Source organism: Streptomyces sp. NPDC051214, assembly GCF_040682375.1.
In the GTDB taxonomy this organism is placed as follows: domain Bacteria; phylum Actinomycetota; class Actinomycetes; order Streptomycetales; family Streptomycetaceae; genus Streptomyces.
Window position 1 is genome coordinate 831,938 of record NZ_JBFBAT010000001.1, and the last position, 12,195, is coordinate 844,132.

The following is a 12,195-nucleotide window of genomic DNA, read 5'->3' on the forward strand; positions in this document are numbered from 1 at the left end:
ACCACCGTTGTGGAGCGGCCCGGCGGACTGATCAGGTGGGGTAAGCAGCCGCTTACCCGCACGACCGACCCACTCACGCGCGCTCAGCCCGCTCACCCGCACAAGCCGGAGGCCCCGTTGCTCTTCTCATCCGTGGACGATGTCTCCACGCGGCTCGCCGAGACGGGCTATCTGGCCTCCACGGCCGTCGCCACCACCGTCTTCCTGGCCGACCGCCTGGGCAAGCCGCTGCTCGTGGAGGGCCCCGCGGGCGTCGGCAAGACCGAGCTGGCCAAGGCCGTCGCCGAGGTCGCGGACGCGCGTCTGGTGCGCCTCCAGTGCTACGAGGGCGTGGACGAGTCCCGCGCGCTCTACGAGTGGAACCACGCCAAGCAACTCCTGCGCATCACCGCGGGCCGCGACGAGTCCTGGGACGAGACCCGCACGGACATCTTCAGCGAGGAGTTCCTGCTCCCGCGCCCGCTGCTCACCGCCATCCGCGGCGACGAGCCGAAGGTGCTCCTGATCGACGAGACCGACAAGGCGGACGTCGAGGTGGAGGGGCTGCTCCTGGAGGTCCTCAGCGACTTCCAGGTCACGGTCCCCGAGCTCGGCACCATCACCGCCACCCGGCGGCCCTTCACCGTCCTCACCTCCAACGCGAGCCGTGAGCTCTCCGAGGCGCTGCGCCGCCGCTGTCTCTTCCTCCACATCGGCTTTCCCGATGAGGAGTTGGAGCGTCGCATCGTGCGCCTGAAGGTGCCCGGACTCGACGAGACCCTCGCGCGGTCCGTCGTACGCGTGGTGGGCGCGCTGCGCGCGATGGACCTGCGCAAGGTGCCCTCGGTCGCCGAGACCATCGACTGGGCCCGTACGCTCATCGCCCTCGGCGCCGACTCCCTCGACGAGGAGGTCGTACGCGACAGTCTCGGCGTCGTGCTCAAGCACCAGGACGACGTGCTGAAGGCGGCGGCCAAACTGGACCTGGACTCCGTGTGACCGGGACGGCCACCGGGGTTCCGGAGCGGCTCACCGCGCTCGTGCAGGCCCTGCGTTCGCACGGCATCCGGATCGGCACGGGCGAGACGGTGGACGCCGGCCAGGCGATCGAGGCGCTCGGCCTCACCGACCGGGAGCGGGTACGGGAGGGACTCGCCGCCGCGCTGCTGCACAGCGAGGGCCAGCGGCCGGTCTTCGATCCGGTCTTCGACCTGTACTTCCCGCGCGGGATCGGAGCACCGGACACGGCGAAGGGTTCCGGTGCGGGGCGGGACTTCGACAGGGACGACCTGCGTGACCGTCTGGCCGCCGCCCTGGCCGCCAACGACCAGCCCCTGCTCGCCCAGTTGGCGGCCGAGGCGGTGGAGGGCATGGGCGGTTACGGGACGCGGCCCGGGTCGGGAGGCACCGGAGGCTCGGACGGCTGGTCCTCGCACCAGACGCTGTCCCGCCTCCGCCCCGAGACGTTGCTGGCCCGCGTCCTGGCCGGCATCCGCCAAGGGGCCGCCGACGACCGCGAGTTCGCCGACCGGCTCACCGCCGACGAGATCCGCCGCCGCATCGAGGGCTTCCGCGCGCTCGTGGGCAGCGAAGCGCGCCGCCGGGTCGCCGAGCGGCGCGGCGCGGACGTGATCGCCCGGCGGGCCATCGCCCCGACCGCCGACCGGGTGGACTTCCTCATCGCGGGCCGCGCGCAGCTCGACGAACTCCGCAGGACGGTCCAGCCTCTGGCCCGCAAACTCGCGACACGCCTCGCCGCCCGCCGCCGCCGTGCGGCCCGCGGCCACATCGACCTGCGCAGGACGCTGCGCGGCTCGCTGTCCACGGGCGGCATCCCGATGCGTCCGGTGCTGCGCAGGCGGCGCCCCGCACGCCCCGAACTGGTGCTCCTGTGCGATGTGTCGGGCTCGGTGGCGGGCTTCGCCAACTTCGCGATGCTGCTCGTACAGGCGCTGCACGACCAGTTCAGCAAGGTGCAGGTCTTCGCCTTCGTCAACCGCGTCGACGAGGTCACGGACCTCATCGCCCGCGGCACGGCCGACCCCGAGGGCCTGAGTGCTCGCATCATCTCGGGCGCGGCGGTCACCGGTTACCACGGCAGCAGCGACTACGGCTCCGCGCTCGGGGAGTTCGCCGAGCGCTACCACGAAGCCGTCACCTCGCGCTCCACGGTCTTCGTGCTCGGCGACGCCCGCACGAACATGAGCGACCCGAACGTCCCCGCCCTGCGCACCCTCGCCTCCCGCGCCCGCCGGGTGTACTGGCTCAACCCGGAAGGCCGCGCCCAGTGGCAGACCGGCGACTCGGCGGCCGGCACCTACGCCGAGCTCGTGGACATGTACGAGTGCCGCAACGCACGGCAGCTCAGCGCGCTGATCGGGCGGTTGTTGCCGGTCTGAGCGGGAACGCGGGCGACCGTAAGCTGGCCGGACGGGATGTTCGGTGACAGCGGCGGTGGCCGTGGCGGTGACGAGGAGGACGCGTGACAGGCGACGGGCTCGATGGCCTCGATGGGCTCGATGGACTCAAGGAGGAGATCCGGGCTCGGATCGGCGAGGTGCGCGGTGAGCTCGTCGGGCTCAGTCGGCGGATTCACGCCCATCCGGAGATCGCCTTCGAGGAGCGGCGGGCCGCCGGGTGGTGCGCGGACGTGCTGCGTGCGCACGGCTTCGCCGTGACCGCTTCCGCGTACGGGCTCGACACCGCCTTCGAGGCCACCCTGGGGACGGGACCCGTGACCGTCGCGCTTGCCTGTGAGTACGACGCGCTGCCCGGCATGGGGCACGCCTGCGGGCACAATCTGATCGCGGCGGCGGGCGTGGGGGCCGCTCTCGGACTCGCCCCGGTGGCCGGTCAACTCGGTCTCACCGTGCGCGTGTTGGGGACTCCGGCGGAGGAGAGCGGGGCGGGCAAGGCGCTAATGCTCGACGCCGGGGCCTTCCACGGGGTCGACGCGGCGATGATGGTGCACCCGTGCCCGTTCGAGGTGGCCGACTTCCGCTCGTACGCGATGGGGGCGCTCTCGGTGACGTACACCGGCAAGTCCGCGCACGCGGCGCTCAACCCGCAGGACGGGCGGAACGCGGCCGACGCGCTGACCGTGGCGCAGGTGGCCCTCGGGCTGCTCCGGCAGCAGCTGCCCGGTGAGTGGAAGGTGCACGGCATCACCACCGAGGCCGGGACCGCGCTCAACGCGATCCCCGAGCGAGCCAGTGCCGCCTACGCGCTGCGGACGCCGTCCGTCGAGGAGCTGCGTGAGCTGCGGGAGCGCGTGGCCGACTGTTTCCGGGCGGGGGCGCTCGCCGCCGGGTGCGCGGTGGAGCTCGAGCAGCCCGCGCCCGACTATCTCGACTTCCGGTCCGATGCCGCTCTCGTGGCCCTGTGGGAGACCAACGCACGCGCCCTCGGGCGGCCCGAACCGCAGCGGCGCGGGCCCTTCGCGTCCACGGACATGGGCAACGTCTCGCACGTCGTCCCGTCCATCCACCCCGTGCTCGACATCAGCGGGGGCGGCTGCGGCCCGCACCAGCCGGAGTTCGCCGCCGCGGCCGCCACTCCGGAGGCCGAACAGGCCCTGATCGACGGGGCCGTGGGGCTCGCGTGGACGGCCGCGGACTACGCGGTCAGCCGGTCGGCGTCTTCGTAGTCGCCTGCGTGGTCGCCTTCGCCGTCATCGTCGGTACGACCACCGGGGAGCCGTCCCCCGGCGCCTTGAGGATGTCCGCGTCGATCCCGTACAGCTCCTTGACCAGCTCGGCGGTCACCACTTCGCGGGCCGGGCCGTTCGCGACGACCTTGCCCGCGTTCATGGCGATGACGGTGTCGGCGTAGCGGGCGGCGCTCGCGAGGTCGTGCAGGACCATGACGACGGTGCGGCCCGCGGCGGCCACCTCCCGTACCAGGGCGAGGACTTCGACGGCGTGCCCGAGGTCAAGGGCGCTGGTCGGCTCGTCCAGGAGCACGATCGGTGTCTCCTGCGCGAGGACCATCGCGAGCCAGCAGCGCTGCCGCTGGCCGCCGGAGAGGTGGTCGAGGCGGCGCGAGGCGAGGTCCGTGGTGCCGGTGGCCTCCAGGGCGGCGCGTACGGCGGCCTCGTCCTCGCGCGACCACTGGCGGAACAGGCCCTGGTGGGGGTGGCGGCCGTAGCGGACGAGTCCGGCGACGGTGACGGCCTCGGGGGCCTGCGGGGACTGGGCGAGCAGCGCGATGCGGTGGGCCGCGCGGCGCTGGGTCAGCCGCCACACGTCCTCGTCCCCGGCGCGGACCGTGCCCGAACTCGGCTTGTGGAGCCGGGAGATGGAGCGAAGCAGCGTCGACTTGCCGCAGCCGTTGGGGCCGACGATGGCGGCGACCTGTCCGCTGGGGATGGTCAGGTCGACGCCGTCCACGGCGGCCGTGTGGCCGGGGTAGCCGGAGGTGAGCGCCTCGACGGTCAGTTGCACGGGGTCAGGCCTTTCCGGTCTGCTCGGAGTTCTTGCCGAAGAGGACCCACAGGAGGAAGGGTCCGCCAAGGACGCTGGTGATGACGCCGACGGGGATCTCCACGGGGGCGACGACCCGGCCGAGCGCGTCGGCGGCGCCCACGAGCGCCGCGCCGACCAGGGCCGAGCCGATGACCGGGACCCGGGTGGGTCCGCTGAGCCGCCCCGCGACGACGGGTGCGGCGAGCGCGACGAACGCGATCGGCCCGCCGATGCCGACGGCCACGCCGGACAGGGCGACGGCCAGGGCGAGGGTCACGGCGCGCACGCGGCGGACGTTGACGCCGAGGGTGGCCGCCATGTCGTCGTCGAAGCGCAGGAGTTGGAGGCGGCCGCCGGCGATGAGGGACAGCGGCACGAGGACGAGCAGGACGACCGAGAGGGGTGTGCCGACGCTCCAGTCACGGCCGCTGAGCGAGCCGACGGTCCAGAGGAAGACGCCGCCCGCGGTGTTGTCGTTCTCGCGGGACATGACGAGGTCGGTGACGGCGCCGATGACGGTGGAGACGCCGATGCCCACGACCAGGATGCGGTATCCCCCGCTGCCCGCGCCGCCCGCGCAGGCGACGACGACCATGGCCGCGGCCGCCGCGCCGAGGGGCCCGAGCCACCAGTCCCCGATCATGCCGGTGGACGATCCGACGACGGAGGCGACGACGGCCGCGGTGGCGCCTTCGTTCACGCCGATGATGTCGGGGGTCGCGAGGCGGTTCCCGGCGAGTGTCTGCGTCAGGCACCCGGCGATGCCGAGCGCCGCGCCGACCATGAGGCCCACGGCGATGCGCGGGAGCCGGAAGTCCTGCACCAGCATGACGGTGGCGGAGTCGCCGGTTCCGAGCAGTCCGGAGAGGCTGTCGGAGAAGCTCATCCCGGTGGAGCTGGCGAAGGTGGCGAACGAGACGACGACCCCGATCACCAGCGTGAGGCCGACGGCGGCGAGAGCGCTGCGGTAGGGGAAGAGCCAGGAGAAGGCCCCGACGCGTACGGCGGTGGAGTCGGGCGGGGTGACGTTCTTGGGTTCCGCGGCGGCCGAGGCTTCGGGCTCCGCCTCGGGCATCTCTTGCGTGCTCACGCGGCCACCCCCGCCGTCGACATCCGCTGCGACCGGGCGATCCAGATCAGCAACGGGCCGCCGATGAAGGCGAGGAGCACGCTGACCGGGGTCTCCCAGGGGCGAATCACGACCCTGGCGAGGAGGTCGGCGGCGATCATCACGTTCGCCGCGACCAGCGCGGAGAGCAGCAACTGGCCCGCCATCCGGGGGCCGGTGACCGCGCGTGCGGCGTACGGGGCGAGGAGGCCGAGGAAGGCGATGGGGCCCGCGAGGGCGACCGCCGAGCCCGCGAGGAGCGTCACCGCCGCCGCGACGATCAGACGGATGCGTCCCGGGTGGTGGCCGAGGGAGCGCGCGCTGTCGTCGCCGAGTGCGAGGGCGGAGAGCGGGCGCACGCAGGAGAAGGCGATGAGCAGACCGACCGCGATCAGCGGGATCAGGGGGTAGGTCTCGGACGTCTTGATGCCGGCGAGCGACCCGATGGTCCAGTAGCGGTAGGTGTCGAACGTGGCCTGTTCTCCCAGGAGTACGTACGACGTCATGCCGTGGAAGGTGGCGCCGAGCGCCGATCCGGCGAGGACGAGCCGCAGCGGCGAGCCCGCGGCCCTGCCCGACGCGGCGAGCAGCAGGACCACCGCACTGGCGGCCATGCCGCCGACCAGGGCCCACACCAACACGCCGTAGGCCGAGGTCACTTCGAAGTAGGTGAGACCGATCACGACGCCGAGCGCCGCACCCGAGTTGACCCCGAGGAGGCCCGTCTCGGCGAGCGGATTGCGCGTGACGGCCTGCAGGAGGCAGCCGGCCGCGCCGAGGGCGACGCCGACCAGGACGCCGGCGAGCGTGCGCGGGAGGCGTACGTCCATGACGGCGAGCCGTATCTGGGCGTCGGCCCGCGCGGAGGCGTCCCCGACGAGGAAGTCCCAGGCGCGGCCCACCGGCGTCGACCCCGACCCGATCAGGAGCGACAGGAGGCCGAGCAAGAGGAGCAGGACAACTAGGGCGGCAGCCGCCCACAGCGTGGGGCGATGCATCTTCGCCAAGCCCGGTATCGGAGGTCTGGATCCGGACGTTGGGACCCGGCCCCCTTGCGCAACCAACATGAAGTTAGCCTAACCTAACCTTGACCTGGAGCCCCGAGTCGGGGTGGCGGCGAACTCCCTGTTCTTTCAGGGGTAATTCGTCATGCCCCGACACGGCCAGGAATAACCCTTATGTCCGGACTGACCGCCGGGCAACTGAAGCATGGAGATCACGGACATGTCCTCGAACCACTCCCCGCGTACCCGGCTGACCGCGGTTGCGGCCCTCACTCTGGCCTCCGCGCTCACCCTTTCCGCCTGCGGTTCGGACTCGTCCGACGACTCCGACTCCAGCAGCAACGCCAAGAACGCCGCGAAGAACGTCACCGTCACCGACGCCTCCGGTGCGGAGGTAAAGGTTCCGGCCAATCCCAAGAAGGTCATCGCGCTGAGCGAGATGGACCTGGACTCCGCCCTCGCCCTCAAGGTCAAGCCCGTCGGTCTCTCCGCGGGCAGAGGCCAGAAGGGCGCCCCCGAGTATCTGGCGGACCAGGCCAAGGGCATCCCGGTGGTGGGCGCGGTCACCGGACCCGACATCGAGAAGGTGCTGCAGGCCAAGCCGGACGTCATCCTCGCGGGCCAGCTCGCCGACCAGCAGGTCCTCAAGCAGCTGAAGGCGATAGCCCCGACCGTCGTCACGATCGACAGGACCAAGGACTGGAAGAAGTCCCTGGAACTCACCGGCGAGGTGCTCGGCAAGTCCAACGAGGCGAGCGCGTTCCTCAAGGACTACGACACCAAGGCCGCCGCCGTGAAGAAGAACCTCGGCGACAACGCGGGCGCGAGCGTCTCCGTGGCGCGCTACTCCGCCAAGGGAACCGCCGTCATGCAGCAGGGCGTGTTCATCTCCGACGTCCTGAAGGACCTCGGCTTCAAGCGGCCCGGCATCCAGAACAAGAAGGGCGAGGGCCACTCGACGCCGCTCAGCGACGAGGACCTCAAGCAGATCGACGCCGACTGGCTGTTCATCGGCACCCTCGCGTCGGCCGGTCCTGACGCCGACCTCTTCAAGGAGCTGAAGGGCAAGGCCGCGTACAAGCAGCTCGACGCGGTCAAGAAGGGCCACACGACCGAGATCGACGGTTCGAAGTGGACCAGCCTCGGTGGCGCGCAGGCCGCCGTCTCCGTCCTCGATGACGTCGAGAAGGCGATGGGCAAGTGACTTCCGGCATAACCGACCCTGAGCTCGCGGGCCGGGTGGCTCTGGTCACCGGTGCGGGCCGGGGGATCGGCCAGGCAGTGGCCCGCGCGCTCGCCGAGCGCGGCGCGCGGGTCGTCGCCGCCGACCGGTCACCCGACGTCAAGCAACAGGACGTCGCAGCGCGGCCGGCGGGCGGCGGCCGCGTCACCGGCATGGTCCTCGACGTCACCGACGCCGCTGCCGTGGACGCCGCGTTCGAGGAAGTCGAGCGCACCGTGGGGCCGTTGGACATCCTCGTGAACGTGGCGGGCATCCTGCGGCCCGCCCCGGTCGTCGAACTCACCGACACCGACTGGGCGGAGACCTTCGCCGTCAACACGAACGGCGTCTTCCACACCTCGCGTGCCGCGGCCCGCCGCATGACCGCCCGGGGCAAGGGCTCCATCGTGACGGTCGGCTCGAACGCCGCCGGGGTGCCCCGCACCCAGATGGCCGCGTACGCCGCGTCCAAGGCCGCCGCCACGATGTTCACCAAATGCCTCGGCCTCGAGGTCGCCCGCGACGGCGTGCGCTGCAACGTCGTGTCGCCGGGCTCCACCCACACCGACATGCAGCGGCAGCTGTGGACCGGCGACCACGAGCAGGCCGAGGCCCGGGTCATCGACGGCGACCCCGCCTCGTACCGGGTCGGCATTCCGCTCGGCCGGATCGCCGACCCCTCCGACATCGCCGAAGCGGTCGCCTTCCTGGTCTCCGACCGGGCCAGGCACATCACCCTGCACGACCTGTACGTGGACGGCGGCGCCACCCTGCGCGCCTGAAAGCCGCGCCGCCCTCCCCTACTTGACGAGGAGTCATCCGTGACACCCCCCAACGACGTGGTCGCAGACGCCGCCCCCACCACCCCCGGGGCCGTCGGCGCGGCGACCGCGCTGCTCGACGCCTACCGACCCGGCGACACCCGGTTCTTCGCGTCGCCCACCCGCACCCTCCTCGCCCACGGCACCGCCGCCGACGTCCCGCACGACGAGCGGCCGTTGACGGAGCGGGTCGCCGCCACCCTGGACGCGCAGCAGCGCGCAGGCAACCACGCGCCGATCGTGGTCGGCTCCATCCCCTTCGACCCCGCCGAGCCCGCCGTGCTCACGGTGCCCGAAGCGGCACGCTGGGCGCCCGCGCTGCGCACCGACCCGCTCGTGGCGCTGCCCACCCCGCCGCCCGCCACGGCCGGCGGCTGGCAGGTGCGCGAAGTCCCCTCGGGCGAGGAGTACGCCGCGTCGGTCGAGGCCGCCGTGGCCCGCATGAAGAGCGGCGAGTTCGACAAGGTCGTCCTCGCCCGCACCCTGGAGCTGTCCACGGACGGCCCCCTCGACCTGCCCGCGATGCTCCAGCGCCTGGCACGGCGCGACCCGCGCGGTTACTCCTTCGCCGTACCCACGGGCGCGGGCCGCACCCTGCTCGGCGCGAGCCCGGAGCTGCTCGTCTCCCGGCACGGCAACCGCCTGACCGCCAACCCGCTGGCCGGTTCGACGCCCCGCTCGGCGGACCTGGCCGAGGACGTGCGCCGGGCCGCCGCACTGCTCGAGTCGGCGAAGGACCTGCACGAGCACGCCGTCGTCGTGGACGCCGTACACAAGGCCCTCGCCCCGTTCTGCACCGACCTGGACGTGCCGGAGCGGCCCACGCTGGTCCGCACCGCCACCATGTGGCACCTGTCGACGACCGTCACCGGCGAACTCGCCGAACCCGCCACCTCCGCACTGGAGTTGGCCACCGCCCTGCACCCGACCCCGGCCGTGTGCGGCACCCCGACCGGGCATGCCCGTGACGTGATCGGCGAGCTCGAGCCCTTCGGCCGCGGTCACTACACCGGCATGGTGGGCTGGAGCGACGCGCGCGGCGACGGCGAGTGGGTCGTCACGATCCGCTGCGCGGAGTCCGAGGAGACAGCGGACGGCAGCGGACGGCTGCGGCTCTTCGCGGGCGCGGGCGTCGTGGCCGACTCCTCGCCGGAGGCCGAACGCGCCGAGACGGGCGCCAAGTTCCGTACATTTCTGGACGCCGTGGGGGTCGACCGATGACGACGGCAGACAGTCGGACGGCGGACAGCCGCAGAGACGCACCACCCATACCCGAAGTCTTCGCCGAGCGGTATCGCGCCGCCGGGTACTGGCGCGGCGAGACGTTCGGCGGCATGCTCCGCGAGCGCGCCGACGCGCACCCCGCCCGGGTCGCGATCACCGACGGGGACCGCAACTGGACGTACGGCGAACTCGACGTACGCGCCGACCAGTTGGCCGCAGGCTTTGCCGCACGCGGCATCCGCAAGGGTGACCGGGTCGTCGTCCAGCTGCCGAACGTCGCCGAGTTCTTCGAGGTGATCTTCGCCCTCTTCCGGATCGGCGCGCTGCCGGTCTTCGCGCTTCCCGCGCACCGCGAGACGGAGATCCACTACTTCTGCGAGTTCACCGAGGCCGTCGCCTACGTCATCCCGGACAAGGTCGGCGGCTTCGACCACCGTGACCTCGCGTCCAAGGTCCTCGCCGAAGTGCCCACGCTGCGTGACGTGTTCGTGGTCGGCGACCCGGGCGAGCACACCGCGCTCGCCGACGTTCCGCGCGAGCCGGTCGAGCTCGACGGGCCCGTGCCGTCCGACCTCGCGTTCCTCCAGCTGTCGGGCGGCAGCACGGGCGTACCCAAGCTGATCCCCCGCACCCACGACGACTACATGTACTCGCTGTGGGGCTCGAACGAGCTCTGCGGGGTGACGCAGGACTCCGTCTACCTCGTGGCGCTGCCCGCGGCCCACAACTTCCCGCTCTCCTCGCCGGGTTCCCTCGGTCTGCTGTACGCGGGCGGCCGTGTCGTGATGTGCCCGCAGCCCGACCCGGACACCGCGTTCCCGCTCATCGAGCGGGAACGGGTGACGATCACCGGTCTCGTCCCGCCGCTCGCCCTGGTGTGGACGGACGCGGGGCGCACCACGCCGTACGACATCTCCAGCCTCGAGGTGCTGCTGGTGGGCGGCGCGAAGTTCAGCGAGTCGGCCGCGCGCCGGGTCGCCCCCGCGCTCGGCTGCACGCTCCAGCAGGTCTTCGGGATGGCCGAGGGCCTGGTGAACTACACGCGCCTGGACGACCCGGCGGAGACCATCGTCACCACCCAGGGCCGCCCGATCTCCCCCGACGACGAGATCCGCATCGTCGACGACCTCGACCAGGACGTGCCGGAGGGCGAGGCGGGCCATCTGCTGACCCGCGGCCCGTACACCATCCGCGGCTACTGGCGGGCGCCCGACCACAACGCCCGCTCGTTCACCGCCGACGGCTTCTACCGCACCGGCGACATCGTGCGCCGCACCCCCACCGGGCATCTGGTGGTGGAGGGCCGGGCGAAGGACCAGATCAACCGCGGCGGCGAGAAGATCGCGCCGGAGGAGGTCGAGAACATCATCCTCGCCCACCCGCACGTCCATGACGTGTCGGTCGTGGCCGTCCCCGACGAGTACCTGGGCGAGCGGACCCTCGCGTACGTGATCCTGCGCGCGGACGCGGAGCCGCTGAAGCCCGTCGTCATCAAGAAGTTCGTACGGGAGCGTGGGCTCGCCGCATACAAGGTGCCCGACCGGGTCGAGTTCGTGACCGCCTTCCCGCAGACCGGCATCGGCAAGATCAGCAAGAAGGACCAGCGGACGACCGCCGCGGCTCCGGGCAGTTGACCGCCGCAGCTTTGGGCAGTTGACCTCTGCCGCTGCGGGCGGTCGACCCCTGCCCGGCAGCACCCCGATGCACCCAGCTTTCCAGAATTTCCCGAAAGGCCCCACCATGGCGCTCCCCGCCGTCACGCCGTACCCGATGCCCTCGTCCGACGAGCTGCCCGACAACCGGGTCGCCTGGACCATCGACCCGCAGCGGGCGGTGCTGCTCGTCCATGACCTGCAGAACCACTTCCTGACCGCGTACACCCCGGACACCTCACCGACGACCGAACTGCTCGCCAACGTCGGCGAGTTGGCGAAGGCGGCGCGCGCGTCCGGCATCCCCGTCCTGTACTCCGCGCAGCCCGGCGGCCAGACGCCGGCCGAGCGCGGACTGCAGCAGGACTTCTGGGGTCCCGGGCTGCCCGACGACGAGCACGCGAAGGCCATCGCGGGCCCCGTCGCGCCGGAGCCCGGCGACACCGTGCTCACGAAGTGGAAGTACAGCGCGTACGTCCGCACCGACCTCGAGGAGCGCATGCGCGAGGCGGGCCGGGACCAGATCGTCATCGTCGGCGTGTACGCGCACATCGGCGTCCTGATGACGGCCTGCGACGCCTGGATGCGTGACGTGCAGGCGTTCGTCGTCGCGGACGCCGTGGCCGACTTCTCCCGCGAGGACCACGACATGGCCCTGCGCTACGCGGCCGGACGATGCGCGGTCGTCACCACCACCGACGCGGTTCTGAAGGGGATCTGAC

Annotated in this window: 11 protein-coding genes; 8 read left to right on the forward strand and 3 right to left on the reverse strand. The window is 72.1% G+C overall.

Annotation, left to right across the window (positions count from 1 at the left end; all coding sequences use genetic code 11):
• The first annotated feature begins 117 nt into the window (after nt 1-117).
• From AB0M70_RS03735 to AB0M70_RS03745, 3 genes are all read left to right on the forward strand, one after another.
• Complete coding sequence (locus AB0M70_RS03735) at nt 118-978, forward strand: MoxR family ATPase (protein WP_365815922.1); 861 nt, start codon at nt 118-120, stop codon at nt 976-978.
• Entirely contained in the window at nt 975-2,378 is a 1,404-nt protein-coding gene (locus AB0M70_RS03740) for a VWA domain-containing protein (protein ID WP_365815924.1), read from the forward strand. The genes AB0M70_RS03735 and AB0M70_RS03740 overlap by 4 nt, the downstream gene beginning before the upstream one ends.
• Nucleotides 2,379-2,515: 137 nt before the next feature.
• The gene (locus AB0M70_RS03745; RefSeq protein WP_365816301.1) at nt 2,516-3,625 is read left to right on the forward strand and encodes an amidohydrolase; all 1,110 of its coding nucleotides are present in this window, start codon (nt 2,516-2,518) and stop codon (nt 3,623-3,625) included.
• Here AB0M70_RS03745 and AB0M70_RS03750 read toward each other — a convergent pair.
• From AB0M70_RS03750 to AB0M70_RS03760, 3 genes are read right to left on the reverse strand one after another with little or no spacing between them, the layout of a single operon-like run.
• Nucleotides 3,603-4,421 carry an ABC transporter ATP-binding protein gene (locus AB0M70_RS03750; RefSeq protein ID WP_365815926.1) on the reverse strand — a complete coding sequence of 273 codons (819 nt, stop codon included), beginning with the start codon at nt 4,419-4,421 and terminating at the stop codon, nt 3,603-3,605. The two genes, AB0M70_RS03745 and AB0M70_RS03750, sit on opposite strands and share 23 nt — an antisense overlap.
• Nucleotides 4,422-4,425: 4 nt before the next feature.
• Nucleotides 4,426-5,517 (reverse strand): iron ABC transporter permease, encoded by a 1,092-nt coding sequence (locus AB0M70_RS03755; RefSeq protein WP_365816303.1) that lies wholly within the window; start codon nt 5,515-5,517, stop codon nt 4,426-4,428.
• Nucleotides 5,518-5,528: 11 nt separating this feature from the next.
• Nucleotides 5,529-6,548 carry an iron ABC transporter permease gene (locus tag AB0M70_RS03760; RefSeq protein ID WP_365816305.1) on the reverse strand — a complete coding sequence of 340 codons (1,020 nt, stop codon included), beginning with the start codon at nt 6,546-6,548 and terminating at the stop codon, nt 5,529-5,531.
• 226 nt (nt 6,549-6,774) lie between these two features.
• Between AB0M70_RS03760 and AB0M70_RS03765 the strand changes: the two genes are divergently transcribed.
• The 5 genes from AB0M70_RS03765 to AB0M70_RS03785 all read left to right on the forward strand — a co-directional run bounded on the left by AB0M70_RS03765 (nt 6,775) and on the right by AB0M70_RS03785 (nt 12,194).
• Nucleotides 6,775-7,758 carry an iron-siderophore ABC transporter substrate-binding protein gene (locus AB0M70_RS03765; RefSeq protein ID WP_365815928.1) on the forward strand — a complete coding sequence of 328 codons (984 nt, stop codon included), beginning with the start codon at nt 6,775-6,777 and terminating at the stop codon, nt 7,756-7,758.
• Nucleotides 7,755-8,558: a 2,3-dihydro-2,3-dihydroxybenzoate dehydrogenase gene (locus AB0M70_RS03770; protein WP_365815930.1), complete on the forward strand. Its 804-nt coding sequence runs from the start codon at nt 7,755-7,757 to the stop codon at nt 8,556-8,558. Before AB0M70_RS03765 ends, AB0M70_RS03770 begins: the two co-directional genes overlap by 4 nt.
• 39 nt (nt 8,559-8,597) lie before the next feature.
• Nucleotides 8,598-9,818, forward strand: a complete 1,221-nt coding sequence (dhbC, locus tag AB0M70_RS03775; protein WP_365815932.1) for an isochorismate synthase DhbC — start codon at nt 8,598-8,600, stop codon at nt 9,816-9,818.
• Complete coding sequence (locus AB0M70_RS03780) at nt 9,815-11,455, forward strand: (2,3-dihydroxybenzoyl)adenylate synthase (RefSeq protein ID WP_365815934.1); 1,641 nt, start codon at nt 9,815-9,817, stop codon at nt 11,453-11,455. The genes dhbC and AB0M70_RS03780 overlap by 4 nt, the downstream gene beginning before the upstream one ends.
• A gap of 106 nt (nt 11,456-11,561) precedes the next feature.
• Nucleotides 11,562-12,194 (forward strand): isochorismatase family protein, encoded by a 633-nt coding sequence (locus AB0M70_RS03785; protein ID WP_365815936.1) that lies wholly within the window; start codon nt 11,562-11,564, stop codon nt 12,192-12,194.
• Nucleotide 12,195 lies beyond the last annotated feature (1 nt).